The following is a 19,922-nucleotide window of genomic DNA, read 5'->3' as shown; positions in this document are numbered from 1 at the left end:
GTGGTCGAATGCACCGGTCTTGAAAACCGGCATGGGTTTATAGCCCATCTAGGGTTCAAATCCCTATCTCTCCACCATATTTTAATTGGTGGCTTTTTTTACGTCCATCAATACAAACGGTTATGCGTTGGAGAGGTGTCCGAGTGGCCGAAGGAGCTCCCCTGCTAAGGGAGTATAGAGTTTGTAGCTCTATCGAGGGTTCGAATCCCTCCCTCTCCACCATACTTAATTTAAACCACTTAATTGTGGTTTTTTTGTGCCTAAAATTTAACACCTATACTAAATTGGGAGGGGGAGAACCCTCGACAGGGTTCGACAAAATGCCTGGAACATTTTGGGCCGCTGCAAGCGTCGCGCAGCGATTGATTACATGAATGTAAGCAAGTCTATCCCTTCCTCTGGACCATACTTAATGTAAACCACTTAATTGTAGTTTTTTTGTGCCTAAAAATTATAAAAACTAAACAAATTGTGCCTAGTAATAACTTAGGGCATTATTAACACAACTTTAGCCACTTTAGGTTTAGCTATGATCCGGTTCATATTGCTATCAGTTTGCGCGGCAGCACCATTTTTTACCTTGGCACAAAGTACAACAGTGTATAAGTGTGTAATTAAGGGCGTTCCTACCTTTAGCCAAACGCCTTGCGCTAAAGATGCACAAGTTATTACTCTTAAAGATATAAACGTAATTGAAGCATACAAAAGCTCTACGCCCGGTAAAGGTATTACCGACACCTCTGTGGATGACTTCTTAGAAGTTCAACAAATAGAGCGTGAAATAAAGCGCCTTGAGCTATCGATTGCACAAAGCCAAAAAGAATACGCAGCTAAAAAACAGCAGATAGATTACATGACTCAAGATAAAGCCAATCGTTTAGGCGCTTCGTCTATTGCTGATGCTATCGCAACTAAAACAAATTCGTTAAAACAAGCTTACGACGCATCAATTAATCAAACGCAGCAAAAAATAGAGTCATTAAAACAAAGAAAGCAGCAGCTTAGCCAAAACCCTTAAGCGCTCGTTTTACTATCGAAATAAACTGCTCAACGTCTTCTTGAGTATTATAAATATGTGGCGATACTCGTATCCCAAATTTACGAGCATCTACACTGATTTTCGCTTTATTAAGCGCTGTAAGTACATGGTCTTGCTGCTTGTTAAAAAACAAAATCACAGTCCCACTGCACTTATCATCACTCATAGGCGATACAACATATTTGCCTAGTTGCTCATGAATAAGCGTAAGCATAGCTAAATTATGATCTCTTACCTTGTGAGCGGTTAGCTCTGCAAAGTAAGCAATGCTATTTGCGGCAATAATATAAGGCGCTACAGAAGGGGTGCCACCCCAAAACTTGAGCGCACTGGCGCTATATTCAAAGTGGTTAATATCGAACTCAAATGGATTTTGATGCGAAAACCAACCCACATCTTTAGGCTTACAATACTCTATTTGGTTTTTGTTAACCCATAAATAAGCTGCACCTGGACCACCACATAGCCATTTAACGCTCGAGCCAATCATAAAGTCAGCATCAAGTACGCTTAAATCAAGCGGTATAACACCCGCTGACTGAGCAACATCAACTATTGATAAACTATTGGTTAATTTACTTATAGCTACAATATCGTATACAGGCGCCTGTACACCTGTATTTGAATACACATGGCTTATAAAAACCAAGTCGATATCGCAAGTTATATAGCGCTGCCAAACATTAATATCAGTTAGGTTTTCGTGCTCTGGTATAAACATAATTTGTGCGCACTCTGGTAATGCTTTTTGCATTGCAAAACCCATGCTCGGAAAATCACTTTGCGCCATAAGCACTTTACAATTTTTTTGCTGTAATCGAGGGTGCGACATAAGCAACTTTGTTAAGCCACTTGATAAATTAACTTGAGGACAAAACTGCGAACTAGGCGCATTAAATAACTTACTAAGTGCGCTAGTAAATTGCTCAACTGCGGGAAGCCATTGCTGCCAAGGTTCTTTACTTGAGCTCTCCCATGGTAAAAAATAGTGCTGTGCTAAATATTGCTGTGTATTTTTAAGAGGACGCCCTACCGAGTGGTTTAATAAATAACAGCCATCGGCCATACAAAAATCGTTTTTAAGCATGCTATTTAATCCATTTTTTAAGTGTATTTAGATCGTCAAAACGTGTTTTTATATCGTCGCGTTTTGCGCTGGCTCGCCTATCTCTTAGTTTTTCGAGCGAATCAAGCAATACATGAAGCGGCGGACCACTTGCTGTTACCTTACTCATATACTGCTGTTGCATATTTTTTGAAGGCTGAGCAATAAACTTTTCAACCAGTTGATTATGATGACCGACCGCGGTGTCACCATGTAATTTACACACTTGGATAAATAAATTTGCGTGGTTTTTAAACCAACCTGTATTTTTATATTGCTCTGCTTGTAAAAAGTCATCCATAAAGCTTTGCATACGCATGGCTTCTCGTAGTATTTGCTGATCCTCTGGCATCATATATAAAAACTTATCCACCAGCATTTGCGAGTAACTAGGCTCGTTTGCGCTACAAAGGCCTAGTAACATATCAATCACGTTAATACCTGCAAAGTCACCAGCATTTGCACCTCTGTAAACCTCTTTACCTACACGATACGGTTTATAATAAGGGCGAACGCAGTTAAAAAAGCGATCTGTATCAAGCTCAGAATAAAGTGCATTATTTGATTCAATAACATCTATAAGCGCTTGTTTAGCTACTTTTAATAACTCACCACACAAGGGGTGTGAAATGCCTAACGGCAGTATTTTTAATAAAGCATCACTTGCTCGTTTATAGGCCAAAATACCTTGGGTGTTGTAATCAATAAATAGCTTTTCATCGGGTAAATTAGTAAATCGTTTATAAATACCGTTAAGTGCTTTGTTATGAGTAGTTAAATGGGCGGTAGCAAAACGAGGGGTTACGCCAATTGATGCACCAATATGCATAGCAAGCGCTGAGGCTTCTATTAGTGGAGAGGTTGTTTCTCTGCTTGGCTCAGTAATTTCATGGCGCCTACACGCTGCCATAAACAATCCTACGTTACCGAGTAAGTCAAAAGCGCTATCAAAGCCTTGATCTGTGTTGCCCTCGGCTAATAAATTGCTAATTAATGCGTTGCCTTTTTTTTCTAATTGTTGCTTTAAGGCCTCGCCTACCCCTTCTACATTTGCTTTATCGGTTTGCTGCCAATAAATCTGCTCTAATTCACTATTTAAAGTGACAAACTCTGTTCGTATCCAGTGATCGAAAATAGCGGTATGTGTGTTCATTGTTGTGCTCTATTATTTTTATAGTTAAATGCTAACAGAGTTCAATGAGGGTAAAACGCCAAAAAATTAGTAAAAACTGCAATACTTAGCAATAATCACTACAAATATAAAAATAATTAATAAAAGCCGACAACTATGTTAGATAAAAAAGATCAGCAATTACTCGTTGCACTGCAAAGCCAAGCTCGTATGTCGGTTTCAGACTTGGCCAGTAGTATTAACCTATCGGATACACCTTGCCTAAGACGTATAAAAAAGTTAGAGCAAGAAAACATTATTACCGGCTACCACGCCGCCATAAACCCTAAAGCACTTAACCTTAATGTGTTGGTATATGCGTTTGTGCGATTAAGCCAAAACTCGGTAAGTGCTGCAGAGCAATTTGAGCAACATGTAGAAAAATTACCACATGTATTAGAGTGTTGTGTAATATCAGGGAGCTATGATTATTTATTAAAAATAATTGCCCATGATCTTGAGAGCTACGAAACGTTTGTAAAACATCAACTAGGTGGCTTAAGTTGTATCGCAAATATAGAATCAACAGTTGTGCTTAAACAATCATTTAGCAAAAAACAGTTACCATTATAAAAATAACCCAAATAACTTACTGTTAGCTATACTGATATTTCAAAACGATAATAATAATTGCTTGGACCTTATGTGAAAAATTTTAACTCTAAAAATCATTCTATTATTTTTTACATCATGTTTGCTTTAGCATATTTTTTAGTGGGTATAGCACTCACTAAACTTGCTTTTAATTCGCAAATAATTCCAATTTGGTTACCTGCTGGTATAGCTTTGGTCGGTTGTTATATTTGGTGGTGGCGCTTTATCCCGCCTTTATTTGTAGCTGCAATTGCATTTAATTTAAATATTTTTGATAGTTCAGCTCATGAGCTAGTCCTTGTCGGTAACTCATTTAACGAGGCAATGTATATCGCCTTTGGTGTGGTTATACAGGCAATGGTGGGCGCTGCTTTACTAAAATTTTGGCTTGGCCACCCACTACGCTTTAAAAAGCGTAAAAACATAATTTACTTTATTCTCGTCATAGCCATATTAGTCAGTTTAATTTCGGCTAACTTTGGCGTGTTCGCTCTTAGTCAATTTAACTCAGTTTACAGTATTGATAATCATTGGAAGAATGTTATTTACTGGTGGCTTGGCGATACATTAGGAGTAATAATTGCAACTCCGTTTTTACTTTCTTTATTACCACAAAAGTCTAACCAACATAATATATCGGCGTTTCCAACAATTGCAGTATGTTCTATTTTATTTGTGTCGGTTGCGGTTACAACACAGCTATACGATCAAGAAAACCGTATAAGCACAATTAAAATCGCCGAACGTGAAGTACACGTTATAGAAAATAGCCTTTATAGATATACAAATCGCAGTATTATTGCAGTGCAGAGCCTAGCAAGTCAGGTTCAATCATCTTCAACATTAAGCCAACAAGATTTTTATTCTTATGCTAGCCAATTACTAACCCAGCATGCGTTTATTCACGCTTTATCGTGGAATGCAAAAATACCTCAAGATCAACGAGACGTCTTTGCTCAAGAGATATCAAACATTTACCATTTAGATGTTGATGTAGTAGGTGAGCCTCTTGAAATTAGCGATCCCCTTGTTATAGTAAAATACATAGCTCCTTTTAATGGTAATCAAAAAGCTATTGGCTTTAATGTATTTTCAAACCCTGATCGAAAAAATTCCCTGCTTAACCCTGCTATAAAATATATGCCCGTAGGGACTAAGATAATTCAACTAGTACAGACCAAACAGCCTAAGCCAGCTTATTTATTATTTGCTCCTGTGTATTCTCAAAGTAACGATAAAGAAACAATTAAAGGCTATGCCACAGGTGTATTTTTAGTACGAAGTATTATTGAACAAGCTATTACTAAACAGCAGTCTGATATGTTTTCGATTGGTATATATGAAGATACAAACACACCGCCGTTTTATAGTAATTACTCTCAAGATGTTCAGCAAGCCAAAGGCAGCCGTTTAATGTCGTTTGACGTGGACTTTGCAGGGCAAAAATGGATTGTAAAACTATCCCTTAAAGAAAGCTTTTTAACACAACATAACAGTCAGCTAACTTTATTATTACTCATACTTCAAGTTGCCGTATGTTCTTTAATTTTAATGGTTTTACTACTGTTTAATCAGCAACAAATAGCGCTTACACGTCAAGTTGCAGAGCGTACACACTCACTCGCACAAGCAAAACAGCAGTCCGATTTAGCTAATCAAGCTAAAAGCCAATTTTTAGCTAATATGAGCCACGAAATACGAACACCGCTCAATGCCGTTATTGGTTTTTCTTCACTTGCTCGCGAAACAGACACTGCAAGTACACTCATTGGCTATTTAGATAAAATAAACTCATCATCTAAAAGTTTATTAAACTTAATTAATGACATTCTTGATATATCAAAAATAGAATCCCAAAAGTTAGTTATTGAATCTATTGCATTCGACTTAGGTGCTTTAATAACACGCATAAACAATATGTTTGAACAAAGCGCTGTTAACAAAGGTATTAAATGGCAAGTTAACTCAAAGCTACCTTTAGATACCTGGTTTATTGGTGATCCTATGCGAATTGAGCAGATATTACTTAATTTATGTAGTAACGCGATTAAATTTACAAGCCAAGGCAGCGTTACTTTAAACATAGAAACAGAGTTTACTGCCGCCAATAAAGTACAGCTTGTTATAACCATTAAGGATACCGGAATAGGTATAAAGCCAAGCCAACATAAAAAATTATTTAATGCATTTACCCAAGCTGATAGCTCTACCTCTAGGCAATTTGGTGGTACAGGGCTGGGCTTAACAATAGCAAAAGAGCTAAGCCAATTAATGGGGGGAGAAATAGCACTTGAAAGTGAAATAGATAAAGGCTCTACGTTTACATTTTCAATGCAATTAGAAACAACAGAGCCTAAAAAAGAACATGTTATTACATTTGATAATACTAATATTACTTCGCTAGACATTTTGGTCGCAGAAGACAACCCAGTGAATCAAATGGTTATTAAAGCGATGCTTGGCTCGCTGGGGATTGTGCCGTATATAGTAGAAAATGGCGAACTGGCCGTTGATATAGTTAAAAAGCAGCATTTTGACTTAGTGCTTATGGATTGCCAAATGCCTGTAATGGATGGCTATAGGGCAACGGCCCTAATCCGCCAGTTTAAAACCGAACAAGAACTCCCAATTATTGCTTTAACTGCCGACGTTATGCCAGAGGATAAAGCACATGCACAAGCCGTTGGATTTAACCAACATCTTGCAAAACCGCTTGAACTCATTAAGCTAACTGAGTGTCTTGCCCAATATGCAGTAGTTAATGAATAATAGTGATTTAATTTTAAGAATAGTTTTAAGAGTAGCTTTTGGTTTTGTTTTAAGTATTTTTTCGCATATTACCGTCGCTCAAAACTGTATATCGCAGGCGAGCGACTTTAAATTTATAACAAAAAGTAAGCAACAAGGCTTATTACGCTTTGAAAATGAGCACAACCACCAGCGCTTTAATTACCATGCCCTTTTACCATTTAACGATTACTTAGATTTTGCATATAAACATATAAATAAAGCCAATCCACGTTCAAATATGCCATGCCCTATTATTACACAAACGTATCAGCAATTAGTAACACAAGGTAAGCGAAAACCTAAGCCTACTATTACAGATATTATTGCTCCCTTTGAGCTCACGCATCCAAACAGTAATAAAGTTGCACTACTAATCCACGGGCTAACTGACTCCCCCTTTACGTATCACGATTTAGCACAAGTGTATTATCAGCAAGGCTATACTGTGCGTACTATTTTATTACCAGGACATGGTAGCGCCGCAAGTGCGTTACTCAATGTAGACGTTAACCAATGGCAACAAGCAATAAAATACGGTATTGAACGCTCGGTGCAAGACTTTAATGAGGTGATACTCGCAGGTTACTCTACCGGTGCAGCGTTACTTATTGATTACGCAACTAAGCAAACTGTTTCACCTAAAATTAAAGCGCTTATGCTTTATTCGCCCGGCTCCGAACCTCACAATAAATACGGCTGGATAGCAAAGTGGATTGATGCCATACCCTTTGTTAATTGGATTGATAAAGACGCCGATGTAGACTTTGCTAAGTATGAATCATTTCCTTTAAATGCAGCTGCCGCTTCGTACGATGCAATGTCACTTGCAAGCATAAGTAGCTTAAACAAACGCCCTCCACTTAAATTACCTATTTTTAGTGTACTTAGCGATATTGATACCACGATAGATACGCGTGCCACGCTAACGTTATTGAGTGCATTACACAAAGGTAATTCAATTAAATATAAGCCGCTCGATACTTTAGTACTTTATGGAAGCACTGATATTTTACCGCCAGACTTTGCTAGTGACTACACTGTAAATAACCCGCAATGCACAACGTCTCAGTGTAAAAAAGTTTATGGTATATCGCATATTGCGGTTGTTAACTCACCGCAAAATCCACATTATGGAATTAACGCAACTTATCGTAATTGTGGCAGCTTTATTAACGACGAGTCCCTGTACAAAACATGTAAAACAACAAAAAACCCACAACTAGGAGAGCGTACAAGCGCCAACTTAAAACACTATCCGGCTTTACAGCGCTTAACTTATAATCCTCATTTTACCGAGCTTAAAATACAAATTAGTACGTTTATTAAAAACGTAGAACAGCTTAAAACACCTACAAGGTAAGTAGTCATGGGAACGTTTTCGCACCAATGGTTTAGCAGTATTAATGAGATTGATCAGGCGCAGTGGCAACGTTTATTTGGTGATGAACCATTTACTCAACATGCTTTTTTATATGCCCTTGAACAAAGCCAATGCGTAACACAACAAAGCGGTTGGCAGCCCCATCACCTCGCTATTTTTGAAAATGATACGCTCGTTGCACTTGCACCCGGGTATTTAAAAAGTCATTCATACGGCGAGTATGTATTTGACTGGGCATGGGCTGAGGCATACGAAAAACATGGTTTAGAATATTATCCCAAGTGGCTATCTGGCATTCCCTTTAGCCCCATTGAAGGCAAGCGTATTGCTATTGAACACGCTAACCCTAACGTTGTGTACCAATACATTACAGAGCAACTAAACATACACAGTGCTGAGCAAGGGTGGTCGGGATGGCATGTTAACTTTTGCGACCAAGCCCAAGCTACATCATTAACTGAGCAACACGCCATGTTAAGAGTAGGCGTGCAATTTCAGTGGTTTAATAAAGGTTTTGAAACCTTTGACGATTTTTTGCAAATACTTAGCTCTCGCAAACGTAAATCCCTTAAAAAAGAGCGAGCTAAAATAGCGCAACAGAATATTGATATTGAATGGCTCCAAGGAACGCAAATTACGCCCGAGATAATGCAATTGTTTTGTGAGTTTTATCAGCGTACCTACTTAAAGCGATCTGGTCATTTGGGCTATTTAAATATGGAGTTTTTTACGCTTTTACATGCCTTAATGGCTAATAGCCTCGTTATTATGCTGGCCAAAAAAAACGATAACGTGATTGCTGCAACACTTAGTTTAGTAGGTAAAAACACGCTTTATGGGCGCTACTGGGGAGCAAGTGAGGAAGTAGATTCGCTGCACTTTGAATTGTGTTATTACCAAGGTATTGAGTTTGCAATAAAGCATAAACTCAACTGTTTTCATTCGGGTGCACAAGGTGAGCACAAAATAGCACGCGGATTTGAACCCGTACTTACCTACTCTGCTCACCATATTGTTGATGGCGACTTTAGTAATGCAATAAGCGACTACTTAAAGCGTGAACGCGGCCATATTGATATATATAAAGAGCAATGTAGCTCATTACTGCCGTTTAAAAACGAGTAACTGATTATTTGCAGGCATGGCTGTATCGCTAATAAGCGTAAGCCCTGCTTGCTTAGCTAGTTGTTCAACTGCTTCAAAATCTCTTATTCCACTTAACGGATCGCGCTCTGTTAAAAAAGCACTAAAGTCATCATTACTTGGGCTGGTAAATTCACCTTGGAATTTGAATGGCCCATAAATACACAACATACCGTCGCTATTTAAGTGACGTTTAACACCGTCAAAAAAACGTTCAACTAATTGCCAACTCACAATATGAAATGTGTTTGCAGTATAAATAGCGTCAACCTTATCTACTGGCCATTCATTATTTAAATCAAGCTCAAGTGGTGCATGTAAATTAGTTAAATTAGCTTCACGGTGCCATAAGTTAATCCCTTCGTGGTTTATAGCGCGATCACTTGTATGCCACTGTAAATGTGGTAATTGCTCTGCAAAAAAAACACTATGCTGGCCGGTTCCTGAGCCAACTTCGAGTACTGTTTTAGTATTTTTTAATACAACTCTTAATTGCTCTAAAATAGGGGTTTTATTGTTTTCACAGGCTTGTGAAAATGGCTTTGTCATTACTGTGCACCAAAATTGTAGATTAATGCACAACAGTAAAGCAAATTTAGCTTATTTTGTCGTGATGAAAAAAATATAATTTTTAAACACTATAACTATCATATGGTTGAGCTAATTCATTATGATTGGTACGTAATATGCTTTTATATAACTAACCCACTAAAGGGTTTAACTTATATTAAATTTCAAAGGATAAAATTATGCATATACCCCCTTATACAGCTGTAGACGCAGCTATTGCTATAACCGAAAAAACCACCGACGATCATAGTTACGCCGTTGATATGAGAGCTACAGTAATCGATTTACTTTCGCACCCTAAACACAATCAACAGGCGATGACCAAACATGAAACAGATCAGATATTTATTCTTGGCTACAATTAAAACTCAAATTAGTATCGCAAATAATTTTTATAATAACTGTTTACACTGAAACCGATTAAATGTAATGATAACTATTATCGTTAACTTGAGTCGGTTTTTTTATGTCTTCAAATTATGCCCAGCATCGTTACCATCAAGAACTCTCTTGCCATTGCTTAAGACCTGGCCTACATGCACCCATGCTCGTTGCCGATTACATAGAAACCGCCCTTAACGTCGCCAAAAAATTTGAGCAACAACGTAACCCCTTGCTTCAAGAGTTTTACCTTAGACGCACACACCATGAAATTATAAACAAAATGTGCGACCCTCTTATACATAATGCTATTCGTAAACAATGTTTAGAGCAGTTATACAAACCTTTATTAGCACTAAAACGGTTTTATAAAGTGCATAACAATACTGCACAATTTTTAATACTTGAGCGTGAAGCTCGTATTCTTAGTCACGAATTCAACCCTTTTTAAGGAGCACACTTATGAGCAACTTTAGAACAGAATCAGACAGCATGGGCGAGCTAAAAGTACCTACTGATGCACTCTATCAAGCGCAAACACAGCGAGCGGTTAATAATTTTGCCATTAGTGGCTTACCTATGCCGAAGCAATTTATAACTGCACTGGCTTATATAAAACAAGCCGCAGCACAAAGTAACTATGAGCTTGGGCATTTAAGCAAAGCTAAAGCCAATGCTATTGAGCAAGCTTGCCAAAGTATTATTGATGGCGAGCACATTGAGCATTTCCCCGTTGATATTTTTCAAACCGGTTCGGGCACAAGCTCAAATATGAATGCCAATGAAGTTATTGCAACGCTTGCTAGCCGGATAGGCAGTGAAAGCATTCACCCTAATGATGATGTAAACATGGGGCAAAGTTCTAACGATGTAGTTCCTACTGCTATCGCACTCAGTAGTGCAATAAACGTAGTGTATGAATTACTTCCTTCGCTTGAAAACTTATCGCAAAGCCTGGAAAAGAAAAAAGCTGAAGTAGGCCATATAGTTAAAACGGGCCGTACGCATTTAATGGATGCAATGCCTGTAACGTTTGATCAAACTCTAAGTGCATGGCAGTCACAAGTTAACCATGCCGCTGCAGGAATTAGACATAGCTTAGAGCGTGTATGCGAGCTTGCACAAGGCGGTACAGCCGTTGGAACAGGAATAAATGCAGACCCTAAATTTGCAGCAAAATTTACAGAAAACCTGAGTGCCAATGTAGGCATTAGATTTACGCCTAGTAGTAACTTTTTTTATAACATAGGCTCACAAGACGCCATCGTCGCGCTTTCAGGGCAATTAAAAGTACTCGCTGTCGCACAAATGAAAATAGCGAACGACTTACGCTGGATGAACTCAGGCCCACTTGCAGGTTTAGGTGAAATAGAGCTTGAAGCGCTTCAACCAGGTTCATCTATTATGCCTGGCAAAGTAAATCCTGTTATACCTGAAGCAGCCGCAATGGTAAGTGCACAAGTAATAGGTAACGACGCCACTATTACGGTAGCCGGCCAGGCGGGTAATTTTGAGCTGAATGTGATGCTGCCAGTCATTGCGTATAATATTTTACAAAGCATAGAATTACTTGCCAATAGCGCGCAGGCATTGGGCGATAAAGCCATTGCCAGCTTTAAGGTAAATCAGCCTAATATAGATAAAGCGCTCGCTAAAAATCCAATTTTGGTAACGGCGCTTAATCCGGTGATCGGTTATGAAAAAGCAGCAAAAATAGCAAAGCAGGCTTATAAAGAAGCCCGCCCTATTATTGATGTAGCCGAACAAGAAACTGATCTACCGCGCGAAGAACTCGAAAAATTACTCAACCCTACCAAACTAACGCAGGGCGGACTTTAACAGAACAATATTTTTCACGTCTTTAATTACTTGATAATATAGTTTTTATTGCCGTAAAAAATGCACAGTGTATGATAGTGATGAATATTTCATCACTATCAAGGTTTTTTATGCGTACCCCATTGTTAGCCATACTTTTACCACTGTGTTTAACTGCATGTTTGGATAAAGAACCCGCTAAAACACAGCAAGTAACAATCACCTCAGAAGCTGAAGCACCAAAGCAAGAGCTACAAAAGCTAGAAGAAAACACTCAATTACAAGAAAATAAAAAAAATAGTGTGATTGCTGAAAAAATACCAAAAGCTGATTTGAAAAACGTTTCAATAGACGATATAAAAGCAGCTAAAACCGAATTAAATACACTAATTGCAGATAAACAGTGTGATACAAGCACTCAATGTAGAGTAAATGCAGTAGGTAGTCGCGCATGTGGTGGGCCAAGCAGCTTTGTTGTGTACTCAACAAACGCAGCATCTGAGGAGCAAGTAGCAGCCCTTAGCGACAAAATTACTAAGCTTGAAAGTAGTTATAATTCACAAAAAGGGATGATGAGCATTTGTCAGCATTTAACAACGCCAAGCACGCAGTGTGTTGAAAATAAATGTGTTAAACTTGAAGGCTCAGCGGTAAGTGCATTTTAAGGATAACGTTATGAGTTGTTTACCATCAACAGTTAAACTGTCAATTATAAGCATTGCTAGCAGCATTTTATTACTAAGTGGTTGTGCTAGCACTGTGACGTCAAATGAGCAAAGTAAAAACTTGTCTGACTTGAACTATGATCTGAATAACATGGTGAGTAATAATAGCTGCACCGCTAGCTTTCAGTGCAAAGTCCTTGAAGTCGGCGCACGTGCTTGTGGCGGACCGAGTAAATATGCTGTTTATTCAACGCTAAACACCTCTCAAGAAGAAGCGGAACAGCTTGCTCAACAAATAACAAAACAAGAAAGCATACAAAATAAAGCACAAGGCTTAACTGATTGTTCTCCTGTACTTGAAGTGCAATCGCTGTGTATTAATCAGCAGTGTCAGTCGTTTGATATAAAATAAAAACGGCCACCTTAACTTCAGCGTTAACTTAAATATGGAATTAACGCTGAAATTACTACCACCAATACCACGCAAATACCCGCTTTAATAATGTATTTCATGGGCATTGTTTTAAGCACCCAATATGCATAAATAAAGCGAACAAAATAACTCGCCGCAGTACCAAACAACGCAAAAATAATTAAGTAAGCAATTAAAATAATATTCATAAAAACCTAATTAAATTATTTCACTTTTTATTTTTAGTGTGAGCTATTAATAAATCAGCTACTTGTTGCTTTACGGCTCGCTTGTCATCACTTTGTACATCAAAGCGACTGGCTAGTTGCGCTATTTCATCATCATTTAAATTAAACGATAAACGTTGACGCGTTTTTTTAGACTTTACGTCTAAGCCAAGTATTTTTCGGATCATATCTGATGGAGTTAACTCTTGATCGATCGCTTGTTTTTTTATCAGCTTTTGAACTTCGCTGCTCAGATCAAATGCCATTTGCGTGGCACGTACAGCTTGTTCCTGACGTAACCACTTGTCGTTAGCATCACTCACTTAGCATCTCCGGGAAACAAGTCTACAATGTCTGACATTGGACGCATGAGCGTTAGCGATACTTCGGTTTCGCCACCATCCCAAATTTCGATATTTAAACCAAAACCTTCGTTATCTGACGCTAAGCAAATCATTTCACATGGCTCACCACCTTCTTGCTCATAACGAGGCAAAGTTTGATTGCGGTAGTCTTTATTATGGAAATAACACACATAAGGCGACTCGCTTTGTTGATAGCTTTTAGCTAAAAACTGCATAAAGCGCTCTGGTGTATTTTGCACTGTAATGTGGGTTAACGACTCTTCATCAAAAATACGCGCAAACTCATCAAGGCTAAATATTTCTTCAACTTCGTTTCGCTGAATTTTAATAGAAAAGTTAGCCCACTCTTCGCCGTCATCTTGCTCAATTTGTAAAAATACAACTTGGCCACTATTTGTCTCAAGTACAAATTCAGTATCGCTACTGTGCTGATATTGGTAAGTCTGAATATCAGTAACACGTAACGTTTCACCTTTTAACCATGCAGGATAGGCAAATGAGTCAATAACGCTAAACATGTCGCCTTTTTTAAGTTCGCTCGGATGATTAAGCTGACGTTCTGGCTCTTTTTTAGATTTGAAAAAATTAAACATAGGAAGGCTGCCTTCTAAGCAAAAAAGGTAACTGAGAAAAACTCGGTTACCTTTTTAAAGTATAAACGTAATGGTTAGCTATTTTGCTTCGCTTTAATACGAGCTAAAATATCAGCGCTTTTTGGACTTGTGTCGCCAATGCCTGCTTCAGCCATTTTTGCTTTTAAGTCATCGCCATTTACGTCTGACTCAAGTTGCTTTGCAGCACCAAGCTGGTCACTTCGATCTTGTTGGCGCTGTTTAATGCGTTCAAGCGATTGACGAGCCGATGTCATAGACGAGCTGTTTGTATTAAGTGTGCTGTTAACAGCCATTGTTGCTTGCTGTACGCTTTCAGTGGTTTTAACCATTGTAAGCTGACGCTGATTCTCTTTGATCGATTTTTCAGCATCTTTAACTTGCTGCTTAAGCGCAACAATGTGATTGCTAAAACCAGATAATACTTGCTCGTTTTCAGCTTTTTCAGCTTCAAAGTCACCAATTTTTTCTGCAATTTCTAATGCTAATGCTTCGTTGCCCTTTTCAAGAGCTTGGCCTGCATACGCTTCATGTTCAGCGATTGATGCATCTACAGCGCTAATTTTACGCTTAGTTTGCATTTCTTTAGCCATTACTTCAGTAAGGCTTTTTTTAGCACGGTGAAGTGCATTTTGCGCATCTGCAATTTCTTGCTCAAAAATACGGATGCCATTTTTGTCTACAATTGCTTCGCCTGCTTCACGAGCGCCGCCACGTACTGCTGTAAATAATTTTTTTAAAATACTCATAATCTTAACTCCACTAACTAGCTATTAATCGTTTAAATACAAGGTCACGGCTTCTAGTGCATCGATAGCGTTATCGGCTAATGTCACTAGTTCGTGGGTAACGTCATCTAATGATGAATTTACCGACAGTGCACCAAAAATCGCGTATTTGTTATCGATTTTAGCAAATGCACTCAGTGGAATTGGCACGTTTAAACGTAGTAATGTTTCGTTTAACTCGTTGCGTAATTCACTCTTAACTTCATCTTCGTCAAACAAGTAGCTAATACATAAAAGCTGCTCTTGTGTTTGTGTAACAAAAATTGGAAGTTCATCATTTCCATCAACAATGACTTGTAAAACATCTTGCTCGCCAGGGTTGGCAATCAAGAAAGACTCAAAGTTAGCGCCTTCAGTTTCAAAAGAAGCTAATTTTATTGAAAGTTCATTTAATTCCATGTCTCTGCCTTTTGTCGTTTGACATATTATGTCTGAGTTAAGATTCTCATGGTCGACATATTATGTCAACCATGTTTTATTAGTTTTTATATAATTCGCTTTCTATTTGCCATGCAGTTCGGTAGTAATCATACAACTGACCAGACCCTAACCTATTGACCTCAATACTTTTAATTTTCTCAAAGTAGTGGTTAGGAAATACAAAACTTGCCAATAAATATTCTTTACTAATCCACCTTGATGGCACAGGCATAGCCGTCGCATCATTAATTCGACCACTGGCCGACTGCCCCATTTTAGTGGCTATAGTCCAGCCCCACTGCCCAAACGAAGGTATGTTTTGCTGATATTGCTCAACATACCCAAACCCTGCAGCTTTAACCGTTTTGCCTATACTTAAAAACGCTTTTTTAGCGTGATAAGGTGAGGTTGATTGAACCGCCATTGCGCCATCGGGTGCTAATAACTGGCGTACATGATTATAAAAGTAGTCACTGTACATTTTATTTAGATCAGGATGGTTAGGGTCAGGTAAATCAATTAAAATAGTGTCGAACTGCTTAGATTGGTCAAGTAGCCTTTCTACTTCTAAAAATGCATCACCCACAATTATATTGGCTCGCGAGTCATGCATCGATTTATTGTTTAGCTGTAGTAATCGCTTATTGATGTGCTCTGGCGGCGTAAAGTGACCATCTTTATGACCGAATAAATTGAGTAGTTGCGCGTCTAAATCTATTAGCGTTACTTCACTCACAGGCCATTTTAAAACATCTCTAAGTGCAAGCCCGTCACCACCACCAATTATTAATACACGGTCGTGTCTGTTAGAGGCAAGCATTGCAGGGTAAACCAGCATTGAATGATATATTTGCTCATCAATACTTGAGAACTGTAAACGCCCATTTAAATATAAATCGGTAATTGGCTGAGGTTGGTTTTTGCTTAAGCGCTCAGTTAATACTACGTGTTGGTATTTAGTGGCTTGTGAGTAAATTACTTTATCTTTGTATAAAACATTACTTAGATTGTTCATCCAGCTACTACCAAATACTAAAATAAAGCCAAATAATGCCAACAGCACTATATGGCAAACTAAAAGTGCCTTAGCAAAGCGCACATGAGCATGGTAGCGCCATAAAAAGGCAAGCCCTGCAATGATATTAAATAACGCCGTCCACGCTGCAGCTTGCATTATAGGCATTGATAGCATGATAGTTACCCAAATGGCTGCACCAATACCAGCACCAATATAATCGGCACCATAAATAGTCCCTGCGTTGTTTTCTAAAAAACGGCCATAAACATGCTGACGAATACGCGCTATAAGCGGTATTTCCATACCAATAAATAAGCCCAGTATTAAACCAAAAACATAAGGTAGAAAACGTGACCACTCTTGTAGCTTTTGAAATACGTAACCATTAAGTACAACATCAGGGGGTAAATTAAAAATGCTCGAAAATAAATGAGGAAGAGAATAACTAACTGCTATTACACCCGCTATTGCTAAAATGCAGCCCATGCCAATTAAAGCAATAATGCTTTCTAGCCAAGCAAAAGCGGTAAATGCATCTTTAAACCAACGTGCTAAAAAAGCGCCTAAGCCCATTGCTACAATCATAGTACCGATCATCGCGTAAATAGCGCTCTCTACTGAGCCAAGTACACGGCCAGCATAATGAGACAGTAAGTATTCATAAATAAGGCCGCACCCAGCAAGCACGGCCATAACAGTAATAAGTAATATATCGTGCCCAAGTAAGCGAGACTTACTTGGGCTAGTTGTGGTTGATGACACTGATTATGCGCCTAGTAATGTTGCCATAGTGATACCTACAGCAAATGATACTGCTGCAGAAATAGTAGCTACACCTACATTTTTTTGACGATTAACTTCATCGGAAATATCGCAACCAGATAAAATTATTTTAATTGTCACTAAGTGCAAAATAATAAATGCAACAAGGCTCACAACAGCGCTAATAGCCCAGTATAGTAAACTCGCATTAATATTATCAGCAGCGTAAGGTGCAACACCCGTTGCTGCTGTAATAGCTAATGCACTACCGACTAAAAATCCAGCGTAACGAATACCCACAGCTAAGTTACCATCAACAATTGCTTGTTGTAGGCAGTCGCCACTTTTATTTGTACGCTTAAATAATTGCACTCGGTACTGGCTAACAAGTAGTAATACAACGCTACCTATAATAAAGGCGGCAATTACAATTGGAAGACCATGCCAGCCATCAGTAGCCACCCATAATAGAGCTGAGCGAATAACGATAGCAACACTGACAACATGGCCAAAATCAATTATTGAAGCTGTAACGTTACCTTTAACGATTTCGTCGTGCAGACTTACCTTACGAAGTGCTACTTTATCTTGAAAAAAGTGACCCAACTTAATAAGTACAATTGCTAATGCGCCATAAGCTAACATTTGCAGTGCTTCTTGTTGCAGTGTTGCAGCAAAAGCTCCGCTACTTACACCCGTTAATACAATCGCCAGCGCCACCAAGCCAGCGGCAAAGCTAATACCAAAGGCAAAGTTATCACGCTCTGTTATTTCATCATTTGCATGTAAGTTTGAAACCCAGCCTTTTATATATTTAAGGCTTACAAATAATAAAACAATAATTGCAAAATCAATCGCCAGCGCTTGCAGCGACCACATAGTTATTCCATTAAATTCATACATATTATTCTAACTCCAACTTTATTCTTTTACTTACCACGGCTCACGCCACGAGAGGTTCTGCTACCACTATCACGCACCGATCCAGAGCTATTGCTATAACTGCTCGAACGAGAATAACTACTGCGGCTTTTTGGTGGCGTATAACTGCTGCGGCTTAAACCTGATGCACCTGTTTTCTTACTCGCATAAGGGCTTGTAAACTGTTTACCTTGGCGTTGGTATGTTTGACGCGTACGTGTTTCTAAAGCGCTTTGGGTTTTAATTTGTTTAGGGCTTGAATAACGTGAACGGCCATAGTCATTGTAATAACTATACTTTCGGCGTTTGCTCCAGCTTCCGTATTCAACACGATCAAATACATCGCCTAAAATACGGTACATTCCGTACCATTGCCAAAAGCTAATACCATTACTATTTGATTGCCAATTACCATAGTTAGGATTACCAACCATTTGGTTACCAACACCCTCACCTTCAGCTTGCTTACTAATTGCACCTACACGTGCTAAAGCACCTTTAGACATATCAGCTAGCATATTGATAGGATCGGTTAACGCATCAGAGAATAGCGTTGGTTTGGCTGCTTCACGCAACAAATCAATACTATGTAGCGTATCTTCATAAGGGGGAATTAAATAAGTACCTTTAATATCTTTAAGTCGCTGTGTTAATCCACTATAAAGTGCGCCTTGGCGCGTTGCATCAAGGGTAATTACATCAACAACTTTTGTAAGCTCTGGTTGTTGTTTTTTAAGAAGCTCGCCATATTCTTTAAGTAATACAGCATTGCGTACGCTTCCATTATCGAGTGCAGTACCAAGCTGAGACAGCTCCGTATCTACCTTTTTAATAGACTCTTGAATTGTTTGTTGTAGCTGCTCTTCTTTAGATTGACAACCCATAAGCACTGCGAACAAACAAAACAGACTCATAAGTTTCCAAGCTTTAATATTCGACATTCATGTCACCTGATTTACTAAATTAACTTAGCTAGTTTTACACAGGTCACTTATTAAACCAAGAATGAAATTGCAACAAAATGAGAAGAAACGAGAAGCGCTGAGATCTGAGTATAATTTAGTGAAAATATGAAGCTATATCGTGAGGTTAGAATTGAAGTTTAAGTGTTATAAGTGCGCACTTATGGTGATTCTAGCGTCGGGAGTCGCTGCGCTCGCCCTACGTGATGGGTGTTGATGTGAGTGTTATACCAATCTGCTTATATATGGGGTCTATTTAACGTTAAGAAAATTACGCTAGAACTAGGCAAAAATTTTTATATCTAGTTGTTCTAAATAAAAAACTTTTAAGGACGTTATAGTGCAATTTAATTCGTTAAATTGATCAAAGATTTATGCAGGTTGGTATTAATTGCGCGCATTTTATTTTTCTGCAGACGTAAAAAAGCCCGACTCTTTCGAATCGGGCTTTCTAGAATTTGAAGCCTGGTAATGTCCTACTTTCACATAGCAAATGCTACACTATCATCGGCGCTGTTTCGTTTCACTACTGAGTTCGGCATGGAATCAGGTGGGTCCAAAACGCTATTGTCACCAAGCAAATTTGGGCGTTAATCCGTATCGCTACGCACTAACTGAATTTGGAAAATATCTGATAATATTTTTTAAGTCTTTCTTAAGTAATATCTACTTTAGTCATATTAACTTCTGTCTAAACTGTCGCATAAAACGCGTTTGGCGTTGTATGGTTAAGCCTCACGGGTAATTAGTACAAGTTAGCTTAATGGCTCACACCACTT

21 protein-coding genes, 1 tRNA gene and 1 rRNA gene are annotated in these 19,922 nt (G+C 38.5%); 11 read left to right on the top strand and 12 right to left on the bottom strand.

What is annotated here, in order from left to right:
* Window positions 1-129: 129 nt before the first annotated feature.
* Both I6E80_RS20060 and I6E80_RS20055 read left to right on the top strand, forming a co-directional pair.
* A tRNA-Ser gene (locus I6E80_RS20060) sits at window positions 130-222 on the top strand.
* Window positions 223-529: 307 nt separating this feature from the next.
* Window positions 530-1,018 carry an RNA-binding protein gene (locus tag I6E80_RS20055; RefSeq protein ID WP_024599682.1) on the top strand — a complete coding sequence of 163 codons (489 nt, stop codon included), beginning with the start codon at window positions 530-532 and terminating at the stop codon, window positions 1,016-1,018.
* Here I6E80_RS20055 and I6E80_RS20050 read toward each other — a convergent pair.
* Window positions 1,002-2,126 (bottom strand): aminotransferase class V-fold PLP-dependent enzyme, encoded by a 1,125-nt coding sequence (locus I6E80_RS20050; protein ID WP_170072798.1) that lies wholly within the window; start codon window positions 2,124-2,126, stop codon window positions 1,002-1,004. The genes I6E80_RS20055 and I6E80_RS20050 overlap by 17 nt on opposite strands.
* A 1-nt stretch (window position 2,127) precedes the next feature.
* Window positions 2,128-3,297: a monodechloroaminopyrrolnitrin synthase PrnB family protein gene (locus I6E80_RS20045; protein ID WP_197186300.1), complete on the bottom strand. Its 1,170-nt coding sequence runs from the start codon at window positions 3,295-3,297 to the stop codon at window positions 2,128-2,130.
* Window positions 3,298-3,432: 135 nt separating this feature from the next.
* Here I6E80_RS20045 and I6E80_RS20040 point away from each other — a divergent pair, with 135 nt between their 5' ends.
* From I6E80_RS20040 to I6E80_RS20025, 4 genes are all read left to right on the top strand, one after another.
* Window positions 3,433-3,888: an Lrp/AsnC family transcriptional regulator gene (locus I6E80_RS20040; RefSeq protein ID WP_076925888.1), complete on the top strand. Its 456-nt coding sequence runs from the start codon at window positions 3,433-3,435 to the stop codon at window positions 3,886-3,888.
* A 72-nt stretch (window positions 3,889-3,960) separates the two neighbouring features.
* Window positions 3,961-6,678 (top strand): ATP-binding protein, encoded by a 2,718-nt coding sequence (locus I6E80_RS20035; RefSeq protein WP_197186299.1) that lies wholly within the window; start codon window positions 3,961-3,963, stop codon window positions 6,676-6,678.
* Entirely contained in the window at window positions 6,671-8,059 is a 1,389-nt protein-coding gene (locus I6E80_RS20030; RefSeq protein WP_197186298.1) for a carboxylesterase, read from the top strand. The genes I6E80_RS20035 and I6E80_RS20030 overlap by 8 nt, the downstream gene beginning before the upstream one ends.
* Window positions 8,060-8,065: 6 nt before the next feature.
* Window positions 8,066-9,205, top strand: coding sequence for a GNAT family N-acetyltransferase (locus I6E80_RS20025; RefSeq protein WP_197186297.1), 1,140 nt, complete (start codon window positions 8,066-8,068; stop codon window positions 9,203-9,205).
* Here I6E80_RS20025 and I6E80_RS20020 read toward each other — a convergent pair.
* Entirely contained in the window at window positions 9,182-9,772 is a 591-nt protein-coding gene (locus tag I6E80_RS20020; RefSeq protein ID WP_197186296.1) for a DUF938 domain-containing protein, read from the bottom strand. The genes I6E80_RS20025 and I6E80_RS20020 overlap by 24 nt on opposite strands.
* A 200-nt stretch (window positions 9,773-9,972) precedes the next feature.
* Here I6E80_RS20020 and I6E80_RS20015 point away from each other — a divergent pair, with 200 nt between their 5' ends.
* The 5 genes from I6E80_RS20015 to I6E80_RS19995 all read left to right on the top strand — a co-directional run bounded on the left by I6E80_RS20015 (window position 9,973) and on the right by I6E80_RS19995 (window position 13,069).
* Window positions 9,973-10,158: a hypothetical protein gene (locus tag I6E80_RS20015; protein ID WP_010554833.1), complete on the top strand. Its 186-nt coding sequence runs from the start codon at window positions 9,973-9,975 to the stop codon at window positions 10,156-10,158.
* A gap of 101 nt (window positions 10,159-10,259) precedes the next feature.
* The gene (locus I6E80_RS20010; protein WP_231616833.1) at window positions 10,260-10,625 is read left to right on the top strand and encodes a hypothetical protein; all 366 of its coding nucleotides are present in this window, start codon (window positions 10,260-10,262) and stop codon (window positions 10,623-10,625) included.
* 11 nt (window positions 10,626-10,636) lie between these two features.
* The gene (locus I6E80_RS20005) at window positions 10,637-12,013 is read left to right on the top strand and encodes an aspartate ammonia-lyase (protein WP_170072804.1); all 1,377 of its coding nucleotides are present in this window, start codon (window positions 10,637-10,639) and stop codon (window positions 12,011-12,013) included.
* 110 nt (window positions 12,014-12,123) lie between these two features.
* Window positions 12,124-12,657, top strand: coding sequence for a hypothetical protein (locus tag I6E80_RS20000; RefSeq protein WP_197186295.1), 534 nt, complete (start codon window positions 12,124-12,126; stop codon window positions 12,655-12,657).
* 10 nt (window positions 12,658-12,667) lie between these two features.
* Complete coding sequence (locus tag I6E80_RS19995) at window positions 12,668-13,069, top strand: hypothetical protein (RefSeq protein WP_024599672.1); 402 nt, start codon at window positions 12,668-12,670, stop codon at window positions 13,067-13,069.
* A gap of 23 nt (window positions 13,070-13,092) precedes the next feature.
* Here I6E80_RS19995 and I6E80_RS19990 read toward each other — a convergent pair whose 3' ends face one another.
* The 9 genes from I6E80_RS19990 to rrf form a co-directional block, all read right to left on the bottom strand.
* Window positions 13,093-13,278 carry a hypothetical protein gene (locus I6E80_RS19990; protein WP_007579770.1) on the bottom strand — a complete coding sequence of 62 codons (186 nt, stop codon included), beginning with the start codon at window positions 13,276-13,278 and terminating at the stop codon, window positions 13,093-13,095.
* A 20-nt stretch (window positions 13,279-13,298) separates the two neighbouring features.
* The gene (locus I6E80_RS19985; RefSeq protein WP_197186294.1) at window positions 13,299-13,619 is read right to left on the bottom strand and encodes a hypothetical protein; all 321 of its coding nucleotides are present in this window, start codon (window positions 13,617-13,619) and stop codon (window positions 13,299-13,301) included.
* On the bottom strand, window positions 13,616-14,254 hold the full coding sequence (locus tag I6E80_RS19980) for a hypothetical protein (protein WP_197186293.1): 639 nt from the start codon (window positions 14,252-14,254) through the stop codon (window positions 13,616-13,618). Before I6E80_RS19980 ends, I6E80_RS19985 begins: the two co-directional genes overlap by 4 nt.
* A gap of 74 nt (window positions 14,255-14,328) precedes the next feature.
* Window positions 14,329-15,021 carry a PspA/IM30 family protein gene (locus tag I6E80_RS19975; RefSeq protein WP_004335088.1) on the bottom strand — a complete coding sequence of 231 codons (693 nt, stop codon included), beginning with the start codon at window positions 15,019-15,021 and terminating at the stop codon, window positions 14,329-14,331.
* Window positions 15,022-15,045: 24 nt separating this feature from the next.
* Complete coding sequence (locus I6E80_RS19970; protein WP_004335098.1) at window positions 15,046-15,459, bottom strand: YjfI family protein; 414 nt, start codon at window positions 15,457-15,459, stop codon at window positions 15,046-15,048.
* Between the two features lie 79 nt (window positions 15,460-15,538).
* Window positions 15,539-17,260, bottom strand: coding sequence for a polyamine aminopropyltransferase (locus I6E80_RS19965; protein WP_197186292.1), 1,722 nt, complete (start codon window positions 17,258-17,260; stop codon window positions 15,539-15,541).
* 3 nt (window positions 17,261-17,263) lie between these two features.
* Entirely contained in the window at window positions 17,264-18,163 is a 900-nt protein-coding gene (locus I6E80_RS19960) for a DUF350 domain-containing protein (RefSeq protein ID WP_024589503.1), read from the bottom strand.
* Between the two features lie 26 nt (window positions 18,164-18,189).
* Window positions 18,190-19,122, bottom strand: a complete 933-nt coding sequence (locus I6E80_RS19955) for a CHAD domain-containing protein (protein WP_165739667.1) — start codon at window positions 19,120-19,122, stop codon at window positions 18,190-18,192.
* A gap of 484 nt (window positions 19,123-19,606) precedes the next feature.
* A 5S ribosomal RNA gene (rrf, locus tag I6E80_RS19950) occupies window positions 19,607-19,721 on the bottom strand.
* Between the last annotated feature and the right edge of the window lie 201 nt (window positions 19,722-19,922).

The sequence above is a fragment of the Pseudoalteromonas sp. NSLLW218 genome, from assembly GCF_015864775.1.
Taxonomy (GTDB): Bacteria; Pseudomonadota; Gammaproteobacteria; order Enterobacterales; family Alteromonadaceae; genus Pseudoalteromonas.
This window is presented reverse-complemented; position numbering and strand designations above follow the sequence as displayed.

Bases quoted from the DNA above. Each gene is read 5' to 3' on its own strand.
- I6E80_RS20030 (WP_197186298.1), top strand. From the start codon at position 6,671: ATGAATAATAGTGATTTAATTTTAAGAATAGTTTTAAGAGTAGCTTTT.
- I6E80_RS20050 (WP_170072798.1), bottom strand. From the start codon at position 2,126: ATGCTTAAAAACGATTTTTGTATGGCCGATGGCTGTTATTTATTAAAC.
- I6E80_RS20005 (WP_170072804.1), top strand. From the start codon at position 10,637: ATGAGCAACTTTAGAACAGAATCAGACAGCATGGGCGAGCTAAAAGTA.
- I6E80_RS19995 (WP_024599672.1), top strand. From the start codon at position 12,668: ATGAGTTGTTTACCATCAACAGTTAAACTGTCAATTATAAGCATTGCT.
- I6E80_RS20040 (WP_076925888.1), top strand. From the start codon at position 3,433: ATGTTAGATAAAAAAGATCAGCAATTACTCGTTGCACTGCAAAGCCAA.
- I6E80_RS19955 (WP_165739667.1), bottom strand. From the start codon at position 19,122: ATGTCGAATATTAAAGCTTGGAAACTTATGAGTCTGTTTTGTTTGTTC.
- I6E80_RS19975 (WP_004335088.1), bottom strand. From the start codon at position 15,021: ATGAGTATTTTAAAAAAATTATTTACAGCAGTACGTGGCGGCGCTCGT.
- I6E80_RS20015 (WP_010554833.1), top strand. From the start codon at position 9,973: ATGCATATACCCCCTTATACAGCTGTAGACGCAGCTATTGCTATAACC.
- I6E80_RS19980 (WP_197186293.1), bottom strand. From the start codon at position 14,254: ATGTTTAATTTTTTCAAATCTAAAAAAGAGCCAGAACGTCAGCTTAAT.
- I6E80_RS20025 (WP_197186297.1), top strand. From the start codon at position 8,066: ATGGGAACGTTTTCGCACCAATGGTTTAGCAGTATTAATGAGATTGAT.
- I6E80_RS20010 (WP_231616833.1), top strand. From the start codon at position 10,260: ATGTCTTCAAATTATGCCCAGCATCGTTACCATCAAGAACTCTCTTGC.
- I6E80_RS20055 (WP_024599682.1), top strand. From the start codon at position 530: ATGATCCGGTTCATATTGCTATCAGTTTGCGCGGCAGCACCATTTTTT.
- I6E80_RS20000 (WP_197186295.1), top strand. From the start codon at position 12,124: ATGCGTACCCCATTGTTAGCCATACTTTTACCACTGTGTTTAACTGCA.
- I6E80_RS20045 (WP_197186300.1), bottom strand. From the start codon at position 3,297: ATGAACACACATACCGCTATTTTCGATCACTGGATACGAACAGAGTTT.
- I6E80_RS19960 (WP_024589503.1), bottom strand. From the start codon at position 18,163: ATGTATGAATTTAATGGAATAACTATGTGGTCGCTGCAAGCGCTGGCG.
- I6E80_RS19970 (WP_004335098.1), bottom strand. From the start codon at position 15,459: ATGGAATTAAATGAACTTTCAATAAAATTAGCTTCTTTTGAAACTGAA.
- I6E80_RS19990 (WP_007579770.1), bottom strand. From the start codon at position 13,278: ATGAATATTATTTTAATTGCTTACTTAATTATTTTTGCGTTGTTTGGT.
- I6E80_RS20020 (WP_197186296.1), bottom strand. From the start codon at position 9,772: ATGACAAAGCCATTTTCACAAGCCTGTGAAAACAATAAAACCCCTATT.